This window comes from Enterobacter sp. Acro-832 (assembly GCF_011752745.1).
In the GTDB taxonomy this organism is placed as follows: Bacteria; Pseudomonadota; Gammaproteobacteria; order Enterobacterales; family Enterobacteriaceae; genus Enterobacter; species Enterobacter quasiroggenkampii.
This window is the reverse complement of sequence record NZ_VWWX01000001.1, coordinates 494,882-508,618: the sequence shown is the minus strand read 5'-3', so window position 1 is coordinate 508,618 and position 13,737 is coordinate 494,882. Positions and strand designations below refer to the sequence as shown.

General features: G+C 53.6%; 15 protein-coding genes. 11 read left to right on the top strand and 4 right to left on the bottom strand.

Annotated elements, in window-relative coordinates; all coding sequences use genetic code 11:
* Positions 1 to 169 precede the first annotated feature (169 nt).
* The 7 genes from F3J31_RS02390 to F3J31_RS02360 all read left to right on the top strand — a co-directional run bounded on the left by F3J31_RS02390 (position 170) and on the right by F3J31_RS02360 (position 8,055).
* Positions 170 to 817 (top strand): YchE family NAAT transporter, encoded by a 648-nt coding sequence (locus F3J31_RS02390; RefSeq protein WP_008502784.1) that lies wholly within the window; start codon positions 170 to 172, stop codon positions 815 to 817.
* 770 nt (positions 818 to 1,587) lie between these two features.
* The gene (oppA, locus tag F3J31_RS02385; RefSeq protein WP_008502785.1) at positions 1,588 to 3,219 is read left to right on the top strand and encodes an oligopeptide ABC transporter substrate-binding protein OppA; all 1,632 of its coding nucleotides are present in this window, start codon (positions 1,588 to 1,590) and stop codon (positions 3,217 to 3,219) included.
* 84 nt (positions 3,220 to 3,303) lie between these two features.
* Complete coding sequence (gene oppB, locus F3J31_RS02380; RefSeq protein WP_008502786.1) at positions 3,304 to 4,224, top strand: oligopeptide ABC transporter permease OppB; 921 nt, start codon at positions 3,304 to 3,306, stop codon at positions 4,222 to 4,224.
* Positions 4,225 to 4,236: 12 nt separating this feature from the next.
* Positions 4,237 to 5,145 carry an oligopeptide ABC transporter permease OppC gene (oppC, locus tag F3J31_RS02375; protein WP_008502787.1) on the top strand — a complete coding sequence of 303 codons (909 nt, stop codon included), beginning with the start codon at positions 4,237 to 4,239 and terminating at the stop codon, positions 5,143 to 5,145.
* Between the two features lie 11 nt (positions 5,146 to 5,156).
* On the top strand, positions 5,157 to 6,170 hold the full coding sequence (locus F3J31_RS02370) for an ABC transporter ATP-binding protein (protein WP_024907097.1): 1,014 nt from the start codon (positions 5,157 to 5,159) through the stop codon (positions 6,168 to 6,170).
* Positions 6,167 to 7,171 (top strand): murein tripeptide/oligopeptide ABC transporter ATP-binding protein OppF, encoded by a 1,005-nt coding sequence (gene oppF, locus F3J31_RS02365; protein WP_008502789.1) that lies wholly within the window; start codon positions 6,167 to 6,169, stop codon positions 7,169 to 7,171. The genes F3J31_RS02370 and oppF overlap by 4 nt, the downstream gene beginning before the upstream one ends.
* A gap of 14 nt (positions 7,172 to 7,185) precedes the next feature.
* The gene (locus tag F3J31_RS02360; RefSeq protein ID WP_196364456.1) at positions 7,186 to 8,055 is read left to right on the top strand and encodes an ion transporter; all 870 of its coding nucleotides are present in this window, start codon (positions 7,186 to 7,188) and stop codon (positions 8,053 to 8,055) included.
* Between the two features lie 30 nt (positions 8,056 to 8,085).
* Here the strand turns inward: F3J31_RS02360 and F3J31_RS02355 are convergent, their stop codons facing one another.
* The gene (locus F3J31_RS02355) at positions 8,086 to 8,415 is read right to left on the bottom strand and encodes an HI1450 family dsDNA-mimic protein (protein ID WP_006810881.1); all 330 of its coding nucleotides are present in this window, start codon (positions 8,413 to 8,415) and stop codon (positions 8,086 to 8,088) included.
* Between the two features lie 33 nt (positions 8,416 to 8,448).
* On the bottom strand, positions 8,449 to 9,909 hold the full coding sequence (gene cls, locus F3J31_RS02350; RefSeq protein ID WP_008502791.1) for a cardiolipin synthase: 1,461 nt from the start codon (positions 9,907 to 9,909) through the stop codon (positions 8,449 to 8,451).
* A gap of 144 nt (positions 9,910 to 10,053) precedes the next feature.
* Here cls and F3J31_RS02345 point away from each other — a divergent pair, with 144 nt between their 5' ends.
* The 3 genes from F3J31_RS02345 (at position 10,054) to F3J31_RS02335 (ending at position 12,021) form a co-directional block, all read left to right on the top strand.
* Positions 10,054 to 10,227, top strand: coding sequence for a YciY family protein (locus F3J31_RS02345; protein WP_021240326.1), 174 nt, complete (start codon positions 10,054 to 10,056; stop codon positions 10,225 to 10,227).
* A gap of 111 nt (positions 10,228 to 10,338) precedes the next feature.
* Positions 10,339 to 10,974 carry a leucine efflux protein LeuE gene (gene leuE, locus F3J31_RS02340; protein WP_048029752.1) on the top strand — a complete coding sequence of 212 codons (636 nt, stop codon included), beginning with the start codon at positions 10,339 to 10,341 and terminating at the stop codon, positions 10,972 to 10,974.
* Between the two features lie 93 nt (positions 10,975 to 11,067).
* A complete protein-coding gene (locus F3J31_RS02335; RefSeq protein WP_167211131.1) occupies positions 11,068 to 12,021 on the top strand; it encodes a helix-turn-helix domain-containing GNAT family N-acetyltransferase in 954 nt (317 codons plus the stop codon).
* 40 nt (positions 12,022 to 12,061) lie between these two features.
* On the opposite strand, the gene F3J31_RS02330 is transcribed toward F3J31_RS02335, so the two are convergent.
* Entirely contained in the window at positions 12,062 to 12,358 is a 297-nt protein-coding gene (locus F3J31_RS02330; protein ID WP_023327637.1) for a YciI family protein, read from the bottom strand.
* A 220-nt stretch (positions 12,359 to 12,578) separates the two neighbouring features.
* Here F3J31_RS02330 and tonB point away from each other — a divergent pair, with 220 nt between their 5' ends.
* On the top strand, positions 12,579 to 13,301 hold the full coding sequence (gene tonB / locus F3J31_RS02325; RefSeq protein WP_167212023.1) for a TonB system transport protein TonB: 723 nt from the start codon (positions 12,579 to 12,581) through the stop codon (positions 13,299 to 13,301).
* A gap of 38 nt (positions 13,302 to 13,339) precedes the next feature.
* Here the strand turns inward: tonB and yciA are convergent, their stop codons facing one another.
* Positions 13,340 to 13,735: an acyl-CoA thioester hydrolase YciA gene (yciA, locus tag F3J31_RS02320; RefSeq protein ID WP_008502796.1), complete on the bottom strand. Its 396-nt coding sequence runs from the start codon at positions 13,733 to 13,735 to the stop codon at positions 13,340 to 13,342.
* Positions 13,736 to 13,737 lie beyond the last annotated feature (2 nt).

Here is a 13,737-nt window from a genome sequence, read left to right as displayed (position 1 = left end):
GTAAGTATTGGAAGCAGCGCTATCATTGATTATACATATGTTTAACATCCTGAAATGATAACGTTTTGGTACAGATTTCAAGTGAAGTATGCTGATAAAAAGGGTATCTTCAGCGCGATTTCTCACGACAAATTGTCAGTCCAGGGCATGTGTATAAGCGGAGCAAAACGTGATCCAAACGCTCTTTGATTTTCCAACGTATTTTAAATTTTTTATTGGTTTGTTTGCCCTGGTCAACCCGGTGGGGATCATTCCTGTCTTCATTAGTATGACGAGTTACCAGACAGCGGCGGCCAGGAACAAAACCAACCTCACCGCTAACCTGTCGGTAGCGATCATATTGTTGACCTCTCTTTTTCTCGGCGACACGATTCTTCAGCTGTTCGGGATTTCCATTGATTCATTCCGTATTGCCGGCGGGATCCTGGTGGTGACCATCGCCATGTCCATGATCAGCGGTAAGCTGGGCGAGGATAAGCAGAATAAACAAGAGAAGTCAGAAACCGCTATCCGCGAAAGCATTGGCGTAGTGCCGCTGGCCTTACCGCTGATGGCCGGTCCGGGTGCCATCAGTTCAACCATCGTCTGGGGGACGCGTTACCATAGCCTGATGCACCTGATTGGCTTTTCAGTGGCTATTGCCATTTTTGCGCTCTGCTGTTGGGGGGTGTTCCGCATGGCACCCTGGCTGGTGCGCTTGCTGGGTCAAACGGGCATCAACGTCATTACGCGTATCATGGGCCTGTTGCTGATGGCATTAGGGATCGAATTCATCGTCACGGGTATTAAAAGCATTTTCCCCGGTTTGTTGCATTAAAACTTCATATGAAAGGACGGAGCGACGGCTCCGTTTTTTTACGTGATTATCAGCAAATCATATAACTAAAGTTGAAATGCTCACATATCATAATAAATTCTACTAATAATGTTCATTGCTTGTATTTCAATAGGTTATTAATTCCGCTTCAACCCGCCTGCACAGAAAATCTTCGATCGCTCTGTTATTTTACTCACATGATACTCTTGGGCTTGCTGAGAGATAACCGAAATGATATTAGTAATTTCAACATTCCCCTAGACGAATGTGCTAAATAATAACCAGTTGTTAAATTTTTGTACAAAGTCACTCGATGATAGCGCAGCGACGCGCTTGTAGAGAAAATTTTCTCTATCCTGTTGAATGTCATGTCGTTTTACTGATGTTCGATGTCTGGCAGGGCTGCCCTCAACGATACGGTACTCACCGTAAAAGAGAATTGCTTAACAAATTTGCAAAATGTATTGGCGCACGTTTACGCCATTTGATACTTTCCGGCCTAATATTTTGCAGCATAAAACAATCAGATGAGAATTATTTTCATATAGTTCTCTTCTCAGATATCCAGCGCAGGCCTCAAACAGGGGAGGCCTGTAAAGAATCGACGCAAGACGGCCATACGAGCGGTCAGTAATAAAAAAGTCGGTGATAGCAAGCAGTAAAAGAAGAACCTGACAGCAGCAAAAAAAACTCCTGCGCTGTACAGGCCCCAACAGGGGATTACACAGCTGGCGAAGGCCAGTCATTATAATGAGTGGAGTACCAACACAATGTCCATCATCACAAAAAAAAATCTGGTAGCGGCGGGGATTTTAACTGCGCTAATCGCGGGAAACGCTGCAATGGCTGCGGACGTTCCTGCAGGTGTTCAGCTGGCGGAGAAGCAAACGCTGGTGCGTAACAACGGTGCGGAAGTTCAGTCTCTCGACCCGCACAAAATTGAAGGTGTTCCTGAGTCTAACGTCAACCGCGACCTGTTCGAAGGTCTGCTGGTAACGGACGTAGACGGCCACCCGGCACCGGGTGTGGCAGAAAAATGGGAAAACAAAGATTTCAAAGTCTGGACCTTCCATCTGCGTAAAGATGCGAAATGGTCCGACGGTACGCCGGTGACGGCTGAAGATTTCGTTTATAGCTGGCAGCGTCTGGCGAATCCAACGACCGCCTCTCCGTATGCGAGCTACCTGCAATATGGCCATATTGCCAATATTGATGACATCATCGCGGGCAAAAAACCGATCACCGATCTGGGCGTTAAGGCGATCGATGCCAATACCTTCGAAGTCACGTTGAGCGAACCTGTTCCGTACTTCTATAAGCTGCTGGTTCACCCGTCCGTCTCCCCGGTACCAAAATCCGCCGTGGAAAAATTTGGTGAAAAATGGACCCAGCCTGCCAATATCGTGACCAACGGTGCCTACAAGCTGAAAGACTGGGTGGTCAACGAGCGTATGGTGCTTGAGCGTAACCCGCAATACTGGGACAACGCGAAAACCGTGATTAATCAGGTTACCTACCTGCCAATTTCGTCCGAAGTGACTGACGTTAACCGCTACCGCAGCGGCGAAATCGACATGACCTATAACAACATGCCGATTGAACTGTTCCAGAAACTGAAGAAAGAGATCCCTAAAGAAGTTCACGTCGACCCGTACCTGTGCACCTACTACTATGAAATCAACAACCAGAAAGCACCGTTCACCGACGTACGCGTTCGTACTGCGCTGAAGCTGGCATTGGATCGCGATATCATCGTGAACAAAGTGAAAAACCAGGGCGATCTGCCGGCATACAGCTATACCCCTCCATACACCGATGGCGCAAAACTGACCGAGCCAGACTGGTTCAAACAGACGCAGGAACAGCGTAACGCAGAAGCGAAGAAACTTCTGGCCGAAGCGGGCTATACCGCGGATAAGCCGCTGACCTTCAGCCTGCTGTACAACACCTCCGATCTGCACAAAAAACTGGCTATCGCCGTTGCCTCGATCTGGAAAAAGAACCTGGGCGCGAACGTGAAGCTGGAGAACCAGGAGTGGAAGACCTTCCTCGACAGCCGTCATCAGGGCACCTTTGACGTGGCGCGTGCTGGCTGGTGTGCGGACTATAACGAACCGACCTCCTTCCTGAACACCATGCTGAGTGACAGCTCAAACAACACCGCGCACTATAAGAGCCCGGCGTTTGACAAGCTGATCGCCGACACGCTGAAAACCACTGACGAAGCACAACGTACTGAACTGTACTCTAAAGCTGAGCAGCAGCTGGATAAAGATTCCGCGATCGTTCCGGTTTACTACTACGTTAACGCCCGTCTGGTGAAACCGTGGGTAGGTGGGTACACCGGTAAAGACCCGATGGATAATATCTACGTTAAAAACTTGTATATTATCAAGCATTAATGGCAATGAGTGGGGCGGGCATGCTCGCCCCACGGTGTCTAACCAACGTCACATTATATAGGCACACGCCAGAAGGTACGGGCAATGTTGAAATTTATCCTACGTCGCTGTCTGGAAGCGATTCCGACGCTATTTATTCTCATCACGATTTCCTTCTTCATGATGCGCCTTGCGCCGGGAAGTCCATTTACCGGTGAGCGTACGCTGCCGCCAGAAGTCATGGCGAATATCGAAGCGAAATACCACTTAAACGATCCTATCTCCACCCAGTACTTCAACTACCTGAAGCAGCTGGCGCACGGGGATTTTGGACCGTCATTTAAATATAAAGACTATTCCGTTAACGACCTGGTGGCGTCCAGCTTCCCGGTGTCGGCGAAATTGGGTGCTGCGGCATTCATTCTGGCGATCGTTTTCGGGGTCACCGCTGGCGTCATCGCCGCGCTCAGACAAAATACCAAATGGGATTATGCCGTAATGGGGGTGGCAATGACCGGGGTAGTCATACCCAGCTTCGTTGTCGCGCCATTACTGGTGATGATATTTGCCATCACGCTGAAGTGGCTGCCTGGCGGCGGCTGGAACGGCGGGGCACTCAAGTTCATGATTTTGCCGATGGTGGCATTATCTCTGGCGTACATCGCCAGTATCGCGCGTATCACCCGTGGTTCAATGATCGAAGTGCTGCACTCGAACTTCATTCGTACCGCGCGCGCGAAAGGGCTGCCGATGCGTCGGATTATCTTCCGCCACGCGCTTAAACCGGCGCTGTTGCCCGTGCTCTCCTACATGGGACCGGCATTCGTCGGGATCATCACTGGCTCGATGGTTATCGAAACAATCTACGGCCTGCCGGGCATTGGTCAGCTGTTTGTTAACGGCGCGCTCAACCGCGACTATTCGCTGGTGCTGAGCCTGACCATTCTCGTCGGTGCGCTGACCATTCTCTTTAACGCAATCGTCGATGTTCTGTACGCCGTCATCGACCCGAAAATCCGTTACTAACTGGAGCACGCCATGATGTTGAGTAAGAAAAACAGCGAGGCGCTGGAAAACTTCAGTGAAAAACTGGAAGTGGAAGGTCGTAGCCTCTGGCAGGACGCGCGCCGTCGCTTTATGCACAACCGCGCGGCGGTGGCGAGTCTGGTGGTTCTGGTGATCATCGCGCTGTTTGTGACCCTGGCGCCGATGCTGTCGCAATTTACCTATTTCGACACCGACTGGGGCATGATGTCCAGCGCGCCGGATATGGAGTCTGGCCACTATTTCGGCACGGACTCTTCCGGACGCGATCTGCTGGTGCGTGTCGCTATCGGGGGGCGTATCTCGCTGATGGTCGGGATTGCTGCCGCGCTGGTGGCGGTGATCGTGGGGACGCTCTACGGCTCACTGTCCGGCTACCTTGGCGGTAAAGTGGACTCGGTGATGATGCGTCTGCTGGAAATCCTGAACTCCTTCCCGTTTATGTTCTTCGTCATCCTGCTGGTGACCTTCTTCGGTCAGAATATCCTGTTAATCTTCGTGGCCATCGGGATGGTTTCCTGGCTGGATATGGCGCGTATTGTCCGCGGCCAGACGCTGAGCCTCAAACGCAAAGAGTTTATCGAAGCCGCGCAGGTCGGCGGTGTCTCTACCGGGAATATCGTGGTTCGCCATATCGTTCCTAACGTGCTGGGCGTGGTGGTGGTTTATGCCTCACTGCTGGTGCCAAGCATGATCCTGTTTGAATCCTTCCTGAGCTTCCTCGGTCTGGGTACGCAAGAGCCGCTGAGCAGCTGGGGCGCGCTGCTGAGTGACGGTGCAAACTCAATGGAAGTGTCACCGTGGCTGCTGTTATACCCGGCGGGTTTCCTGGTCGTTACCCTGTTTTGTTTTAACTTTATCGGCGATGGCCTGCGTGATGCCCTCGACCCGAAAGACCGTTAAGGAGCGCCGTCATGACAATGATTGAAACGGCAACCGCGCCACAGGCGCAGCAGCGGAGCGACCTTCTGCTGGACGTAAAAGATCTTCGCGTCACCTTTAAGACCCCGGACGGGGATGTGACCGCCGTGAACGATCTCAACTTCAACCTGCGCGCGGGCGAAACGCTCGGCATCGTGGGTGAATCCGGATCCGGGAAATCCCAGACCGCCTTTGCGCTAATGGGCCTGCTGGCCGCTAACGGTGTGATTGGCGGTTCCGCTAAATTCAACGGTCGCGAAATCCTCAACCTGCCGGAGCACGAGCTGAACAAGCTGCGCGCCGAGCAGATCTCGATGATTTTCCAGGATCCGATGACTTCGCTGAACCCGTACATGCGCGTCGGTGAGCAGCTGATGGAAGTCCTGATGCTGCACAAAGGTCTGGGCAAAGCCGAAGCCTTTGAAGAGTCGGTCAAAATGCTCGATGCGGTGAAAATGCCGGAAGCGCGTAAGCGCATGCGCATGTTCCCGCACGAGTTCTCTGGCGGTATGCGTCAGCGCGTGATGATTGCGATGGCGCTGCTGTGCCGGCCAAAACTGCTGATTGCCGACGAACCGACCACCGCGCTGGACGTTACCGTTCAGGCACAAATCATGACCCTGCTGAACGAGCTGAAGCGTGAGTTCAACACGGCGATTATCATGATCACCCACGATCTGGGCGTGGTGGCGGGCATCTGTGACAAAGTGCTGGTGATGTATGCCGGCCGTACCATGGAATACGGCAAAGCGCGTGACGTATTCTATCAGCCAGCGCATCCTTACTCGATTGGCCTGCTGAACGCGGTACCGCGTCTCGATGCGGAAGGGGAGTCCCTGCTCACCATTCCGGGCAACCCGCCAAACCTGCTGCGCCTGCCGAAAGGCTGTCCGTTCCAGCCGCGCTGCCCGCACGCGATGGAAATCTGCAACAGCGCACCGCCGCTGGAAGAGTTTGCACCAGGCCGCCTGCGCGCCTGCTTTAAGCCGCAGGAGGAGCTGGTATGAACGCATTAGATGAAAAACGCAACGTGCTGCTCGAGATTGCTGACCTTAAGGTGCATTTCGACATCAAAGACGGCAAACAGTGGTTCTGGCAGCCGTCGAAGACCCTGAAAGCGGTGGACGGCGTCACGCTGCGCCTGTATGAGGGGGAGACCCTGGGCGTGGTGGGCGAGTCCGGCTGCGGTAAATCGACCTTTGCGCGCGCCATTATCGGTCTGGTGAAAGCCACCGACGGCAAAGTGGCCTGGCTGGGTAAAGATCTGCTGGGCATGAAACCCGATGAGTGGCGCGACGTGCGCAGCGATATCCAGATGATTTTCCAGGATCCGCTGGCGTCGTTAAACCCGCGTATGACCATCGGTGAGATTATTGCCGAGCCGCTGCGGACCTATCATCCGAAGATGTCCCGTCAGGAAGTGCGCGATCGCGTTAAGGCGATGATGCTGAAAGTCGGGCTGTTGCCTAACCTCATCAACCGCTATCCGCACGAGTTCTCCGGCGGTCAGTGTCAGCGTATTGGTATTGCGCGCGCCCTGATCCTCGAACCGAAGCTGATTATCTGTGATGAGCCGGTTTCCGCGCTCGACGTCTCCATTCAGGCGCAGGTGGTTAACCTGCTGCAGAAGCTGCAGCGCGAAATGGGGCTGTCGCTGATCTTCATCGCGCATGACCTGGCCGTGGTGAAACACATCTCTGACCGCGTGCTGGTGATGTATCTGGGGCACGCCGTGGAGCTGGGCACCTATGACGAGGTGTACCACAACCCGCTGCACCCTTACACCAAAGCGCTGATGTCGGCAGTGCCGATCCCCGATCCCGATCTGGAAAAGAATAAGACCATCCAGCTTCTGGAAGGGGAATTGCCTTCACCGATTAACCCGCCGTCGGGCTGCGTCTTCCGCACGCGCTGCCCAATGGCCGGGCCGGAATGTGCGAAAACGCGACCGGTTCTGGAAGGCAGTTTCCGACATGCGGTTTCCTGCCTGAAAGTAGACCCGTTATAATCGCAAGGGCTGACATGATGTCAGCCCTTATATTTTGCGAGGTTACTGTGTCGCGTTTATTCACGTCAGCCCGTCGGCGGCTTTATCATGTTTTATTCGATCCTGAAACGGTATCCGGGCGACGCTTCGAAGGTCTTTGTGGTTTATTTGCGCTCCTCAGCGTGGTGGTCATCTTTATTGAGTCAGGCGCCGGGACGCAATACCACCTGACGTTTGACGAATGGCATGTCTTTGTCTGGCTTGAGCTGGCGATTACCCTGGTTTTTACCGCTGAATATTTGCTCAGAGTAATGGCCTGGCCCAACCCGGCCCGATATGTTTTCAGCTTCTGGGGATTTATTGATTTAGCCACCATTCTGCCGCTCTACGTCATGTGGCTGTGGCCGGAAATCAGCCTGAGTTATGTCTTTGCCTGGCGGGCGATGCGCGTTATTCGCGTATTACGTATCCTGAAATTACTGCGCTTTATGCCCTCACTGCGCGTGTTCTGGAGCGCAATTGTCAGCGCGCGTCATCAGCTTATTCTCTTCTACTCGTTTATTGCCATCGTCATGATCGTTTTTGGCGCGCTGATGTATCTGATAGAAGGGCCGAAATATGGTTTCACGACGCTCAATGCGTCCGTTTATTGGGCGATAGTGACCGTGACGACCGTGGGGTACGGTGATATCACGCCCCATACGCCGCTGGGCCGCATTGTGGCCTCAGTGCTGATTTTGATTGGCTATTCGGTCATTGCTATTCCGACCGGGCTTATTACCACGCACATGAGCAGCGCATTTCAGAGCCGCAAGCAGCAGCGCAAATGTCCGGCATGTCACCAGGGTGAACATGACCTTAACGCGCGGTTTTGTAACCGCTGCGGAAGTGCGTTACCGGAGTAAATAAAAAGGCTGCAATCGCAGCCTTTTTTATTATTCGCGCCAGAGAATATGGCACAGCTTGTGGTCTTTCTCTCGACAGAGCAGGACGCGGGCGAAAATATCGTTAATCTCGCCACCGTCTTCATCGGCCAGCCCGATGACCACTTCGGCAAAGAAGTCAGGATTCAGATCGAAATCCACATGTTCAGCCCAGTCTTCTGAAGGGTCGAACAGTTCGGCACCGCCGCGCTCTTCGAACTGCAGATTAAAGAGGATCACGTCTGCGGGATCGAGGTTATCAACCGCCAGTTCGAGAAAAATGTCATAGGCCTGCTCGAGCGTTTCGTCTTCGGTCAGGCGATTGTTCAGATCCATTTCCATGATGACTACCTGTTTAACATCGTTGGGCACGTTTTACAGCAACGGACTAAAGAAGTAAAACAGTCGTTCGGCAATTCTCTGCCACAGCGGACGTTTTACCCACAGTCTGGCATCCAGCAGCCGCGAGCGGGAGATATAATCATCCTGCACCGCCGCGAGATCGCCGCCAAAGCCGGCATCATCAATAACCAGCGTGATTTCAAAGTTGAGCCACAGGCTGCGCATATCCAGGTTCACTGTCCCCACCAGGCTTAACTCGCCGTCGACAAGCACGCTTTTGGTGTGGAGCAATCCGCCTTCGAACTGGTAGATCTTAACCCCTGCAGCCAGCAGTTCGCTAAAGAATGCCCGGCTGGCCCAGCCCACCAGAAGAGAGTCATTTTTGCGCGGCAAAATAATGCTCACATCGACGCCGCGCTGCGCCGCGGTACAGATCGCGTGCAGGAGGTCATCGCTGGGGACAAAGTAGGGCGTCGTCATGATCAGGTATTCACGCGCCGAGTACGTCGCCGTCAGCAGCGCCTGATGGATCAAATCCTCCGGGAAGCCCGGCCCGGAAGCAATGGTATGAATGGTGTGACCGCTGGCCTCTTCAAACGGCATAATATTGCCGTCCGGCGGTGGCGGCAGAATGCGTTTGCCGGTTTCTATCTCCCAGTCGCAGGAGTAAACGATGCCCATCGAGGTGGCAATCGGCCCCTCCATTCGCGCCATCAAATCCACCCACTGGCCCACGCCCGAGTCCTGCTTGAAGAAGCGCGGATCAACCATGTTCATGCTGCCGGTATAGGCAATATAGTTATCGATCATGATCATTTTGCGATGCTGACGGAGATCCATCCGGCGCAGAAACACGCGCAGGAGATTGACCTTCAGCGCCTCAACCACCTCGATACCGGCATTGCGCATCATGCCCGCCCATGGACTGCGGAAAAATGCCACGCTGCCTGCGGAGTCAAGCATCAGACGGCAGTGAATGCCGCGTCGCGCCGCGGCCATCAGCGATTCAGCGACCTGGTCAGCCATCCCGCCAGGCTGCCAGATATAAAAAACCATCTCGATATTATGACGCGCCAGCTGGATATCGCGGATTAATGCCTGCATGACGTCGTCGGACGAGGTCAGCAGCTGGAGCTGATTGCCTTTAACACCACCAATCCCCTGACGGCGCTCGCACAGCTTAAACAGTGACGAGGCGACGCTGCTGTTCTCCTCGGCAAAGATATGCTTGCAGGCCTTAAGATCGTTTAGCCACTTTGCGGTTGAAGGCCACATGGCGCGGGCACGCTCGGCGCGGCGTTTGCCGAGATGAAGCTCACCGAAAGAGAGATAGGCAATAATCCCCACCAGCGGCAGGATGTAGATGATCAGAAGCCAGGCCATGGCAGAGGGTACGGCTCTGCGCTTCATCAGGATGCGTAACGTCACACCCGCGATTAACAGCCAGTATCCTAAAATGACCAGCCAACTCACCACGGTGTAGAAGGTTGTCATAGGTAAAAAAATCCTTTTGAAAGCGTATTGTTATGAGTGTACGCATCAGGATTCATCTGGCAAATAAAAACGCCAGGTAAAAGCGCTGGTTTGCTGCCCGCATGGGTTTATAATGTCGTCTCTGTTAGAGAAAGAGTTGTAGACATGAAGCGCAGTAGAACAGAAGTAGGGCGCTGGCGCATGTTGCGACAGGTGAGTCGTCGCAAGGCTCGTTGGCTGGAAGCACAATCCCGCCGCAATATGCGTATTCACGCCATCAGAAAATGTGGAATGACCCGGCATCGCAACGCGTTGCTGTTCGCAGTCCAGGATATCTGAGTACCATGAGGGCACCGTAATGGTGCCCAATGATTTTATAGAGTCTGATTTTTAGGAGTAGCGTATTTGCAGCGCTACTCCTGCTGTATTGAGCAAAAGGAGGGAGAAGAAGTGTTTGCGGAGTTTGGCGTACTGAATTTCTGGACGTATGTTGTTGGCGCGTTTTTTATCGTGCTCGTACCGGGGCCGAATACCCTGTTTGTGCTTAAAACCGGAATTGGACACGGCGTTAAAAAAGGGTACCTTGCCGCGTCGGGTGTATTTATCGGCGATGCGGTACTGATGTTTCTGGCCTGGGCGGGCGTCGCGGCATTAATCCAGACCACGCCGGTACTGTTTAATATCGTGCGCTATCTCGGCGCCTTCTATCTGCTGTGGCTGGGCGGCAAAATGCTCTGGTCGGTCATTACCCGGCAGAATCACGCTCAGGAAAGCGGTACCGAGCCTGCCAGCGCGATCATGAAACGTTCGCTGGTATTGAGCTTGACGAATCCAAAAGCGATTCTGTTCTACGTATCGTTCTTCGTTCAGTTCATTGACGTGAACGCACAGAGCACTGGCACCTCTTTCCTGATCCTCGCGACGACGCTTGAGTTAATCAGCTTCATGTACATGAGCTTCCTGATCTTCTCCGGTGCGTTTGTCACGCGTTATCTCAAAACGAAAAAGAAACTGGCAAAGCTGGGGAACGGGCTGATAGGGCTGCTGTTTGTCGGGTTTGCGGCGAGGTTGGCGTCGCTGCATTGATTGATGAAAGGCTCCTGCGGGAGCCTTTTTAATTCTGTTTGACAATCCCTCACCATTTAGTTGTATAGTACAACTAAATGGTGAGGACACAACATGCACAGCGAAACCCCGGTAGTCAGTGTTATTCGACGTTCCTCGCGCCTGATGGTGCGAGAGTTAGGTTTTATGGGGTCTACCCTGGCCTCAACGAATTACTCGCCTTCGGCCGTCCATACTCTGGTTGAAATTGCTCTACGTAAGGAGATGACGGCGAGTCAGCTGGTGCAACTGCTGGGCCTGGAAAAGTCCAGCGTCAGCCGGATGCTGGCTCGCCTGATTGCCGCAGGCGAACTCGAGGAAGTCATTTCTGTTGAGGATGCGAGAGCGAAGAGCCTCAGGCTGACCGCGAAAGGTCACGAGACGGTCAGCAAAATTAATGCCTTCAGCAATGAGCGCGTGGTCACAGCAATAAAGCGTCTTGCTCCTGCCCAGCAGCAGACCATTTCTGAGGGGCTCTCCCTTTATGCCAACGCGCTGCTGGCATGCCGTGAGGCGGGCAGCGATATGCAGCCCGACGAGCTGAAGATAGTGCAGGGGTACATCCCCGGCATGATTGGCCGTATCGCGGAGATGCATGGCAGCTATTATTCGCGGGAGCATAACTTTGGTCGCTTCTTCGAGGCCAAAGTGGCTTCAGGGCTGGCCGAGTTCAGTGAAAGACTGGAGAAGCCCTGTAACCAGATTTGGCTGGCAGTACTCAACGACAAAATTGTCGGCTCGGTGGCAATCGATGGCGAGGATCTGGCACCGGGTGAAGCCCATCTTCGCTGGTTTATTCTTGATGATGGCTGCCGGGGACTCGGCGTGGGGAAAAAACTGCTGAATGAAGCGATGCGGTTCTGCGACAGTGCCGGTTTTTCTGCCGTGCACCTCTGGACGTTCAATAAGCTGACCGCCGCCCGGCGTCTGTACGAGTCGTTTGGGTTTACGCTGGTAAAGGAGTGGGAAGGCGACCAGTGGGGGAGCCTGATTACAGAGCAGCAGTTTACCCGGTACAGAGGCGCGTAATCGCCGCCATAAAAAGGCTCCTTTCGGAGCCGCTTTGGTATCAGAACACTTTCTTGTACGGTCTGACCGTCACTTTTGCATACACACCCGCTGCAACGTACGGGTCTGCGTCAGCCCAGGCTTGAGCAGCTTCCTGGGATTCAAATTCAGCAATAACCGTGGAGCCGGCAAAACCGGCAGCACCCGGATCGTTGCTGTCTACTGCGGGCATGGGGCCAGCGGTCAGTAATCGGCCTTCATCCTGAAGCAACTGCAAACGTGCCAGATGCGCAGGGCGCACAGACTGGCGTTTTTCGAGCGAATCAGCAACATCTTCAGAGTAAATCACGTAAAACACGGCGAAGCTCCTTAACCGGTAAAAGTGTCAGTTACGTTATGTGAAAGGGCAAACGACTGCAATGTAAAATAAAAACAATGTTAATACCCTGATCTGAATGCGCCTTTTTTGGCCTCTCAGGCGCTAAAGTTGCGCCAGAGCAAAGTGTCTTATTGAATATGATTGCTATTTGCATTTAAAATCAGGGTTCGGTTTTTTAACGTTGATGACTATGACTTCGATGACCCTTGATTTACCTCGCCGCTTTCCCTGGCCGACGCTGCTTTCTGTCGTGATTCACGGTGCCGTTGTGGCGGGTCTGCTGTATACCTCGGTTCATCAGGTTATTGAAATGCCCGCGCCCGCGCAGCCGATTTCCGTGACGATGGTCTCGCCAGCGGATCTTGAACCGCCGCAGGTTGCCCCTCCGCCGCCACAGCCGGTGGCTGAACCGGAGCCAGAACCCGAACCCGTTCCGGAGCCACCGAAGGAAGCCCCGGTGGTGATCCACAAACCTGAACCGAAGCCAAAACCTAAGCCGAAGCCAAAGCCGGTGAAGAAGGTTGAGGAGCGTCCGAAACGCGAGGAACGTCCGGTTGAACAACGCGCGACCCAGCCGGTCGAAAATGCAGCGCCTTCACGTCCGGTGATGAACAATACGGCAACGACTTCAAAGCCAACGGTTACCGCACCAGCGGGCCCGCGAGCCGTAAGCCGCAATCAGCCTCAGTATCCGGCGCGAGCTCAGGCCTTGCGTATTGAAGGCCGCGTACGGGTGAAATTTGATGTCACTGCGGATGGCCGCGTGGATAACGTGGAAATCTTATCTGCGCAACCTTCTAATATGTTTGAGCGCGAAGTGAAATCTGCCATGCGCAGATGGCGCTATGAGCCAGGCAAGCCGGGTAGCGGATTGATCGTCAATATTGTTTTCCGCCTGAACGGCGGGGCGCAGATGGAATAAAAAAAGCCTCCGAAAGGAGGCTTTTTTTTGCCTGTCGATCAGGCTTGTGGAAGTTGACGAGGTTTACCCTCGCTGTCCACGGCGACATAAATAAACAGCGCTTCAGTGGCCTTATAACGTTGCCCAATCGGCTCAGAAGAGACTTTCTTCACCCAGACTTCGATGTTGATGGAAATGGAGGTATTGCCGCGTTTCACGCAGCGCGCGTAGCAGCAAACCACATCACCTACCGCAACCGGGCGCAGGAAGGTCATACCGTCCACTCTCACGGTGACCACGCGCCCGTGGGCAATCTCTTTTGCCAGAATTGCGCCGCCCATATCCATCTGCGACATCAGCCAGCCGCCAAAAATATCGCCATTGGCATTGGTGTCAGCGGGCATTGCCAGTGTGCGTAAAACCAGTTCACCCTGAGGGGCGTTAGTTGTTGTCATTG

What these genes read in the sequence shown, in the direction of transcription:
- oppA (WP_008502785.1), top strand. Translation starts at nt 1,588, where the DNA reads ATGTCCATCATCACAAAAAAAAATCTGGTAGCGGCGGGGATTTTAACT.
- oppB (WP_008502786.1), top strand. Translation starts at nt 3,304, where the DNA reads ATGTTGAAATTTATCCTACGTCGCTGTCTGGAAGCGATTCCGACGCTA.
- oppC (WP_008502787.1), top strand. Translation starts at nt 4,237, where the DNA reads ATGATGTTGAGTAAGAAAAACAGCGAGGCGCTGGAAAACTTCAGTGAA.
- F3J31_RS02370 (WP_024907097.1), top strand. Translation starts at nt 5,157, where the DNA reads ATGACAATGATTGAAACGGCAACCGCGCCACAGGCGCAGCAGCGGAGC.
- oppF (WP_008502789.1), top strand. Translation starts at nt 6,167, where the DNA reads ATGAACGCATTAGATGAAAAACGCAACGTGCTGCTCGAGATTGCTGAC.
- F3J31_RS02360 (WP_196364456.1), top strand. Translation starts at nt 7,186, where the DNA reads ATGATGTCAGCCCTTATATTTTGCGAGGTTACTGTGTCGCGTTTATTC.
- F3J31_RS02355 (WP_006810881.1), bottom strand. Translation starts at nt 8,415, where the DNA reads ATGGAAATGGATCTGAACAATCGCCTGACCGAAGACGAAACGCTCGAG.
- cls (WP_008502791.1), bottom strand. Translation starts at nt 9,909, where the DNA reads ATGACAACCTTCTACACCGTGGTGAGTTGGCTGGTCATTTTAGGATAC.
- F3J31_RS02345 (WP_021240326.1), top strand. Translation starts at nt 10,054, where the DNA reads ATGAAGCGCAGTAGAACAGAAGTAGGGCGCTGGCGCATGTTGCGACAG.
- F3J31_RS02335 (WP_167211131.1), top strand. Translation starts at nt 11,068, where the DNA reads ATGCACAGCGAAACCCCGGTAGTCAGTGTTATTCGACGTTCCTCGCGC.
- tonB (WP_167212023.1), top strand. Translation starts at nt 12,579, where the DNA reads ATGACCCTTGATTTACCTCGCCGCTTTCCCTGGCCGACGCTGCTTTCT.
- yciA (WP_008502796.1), bottom strand. Translation starts at nt 13,735, where the DNA reads ATGACAACAACTAACGCCCCTCAGGGTGAACTGGTTTTACGCACACTG.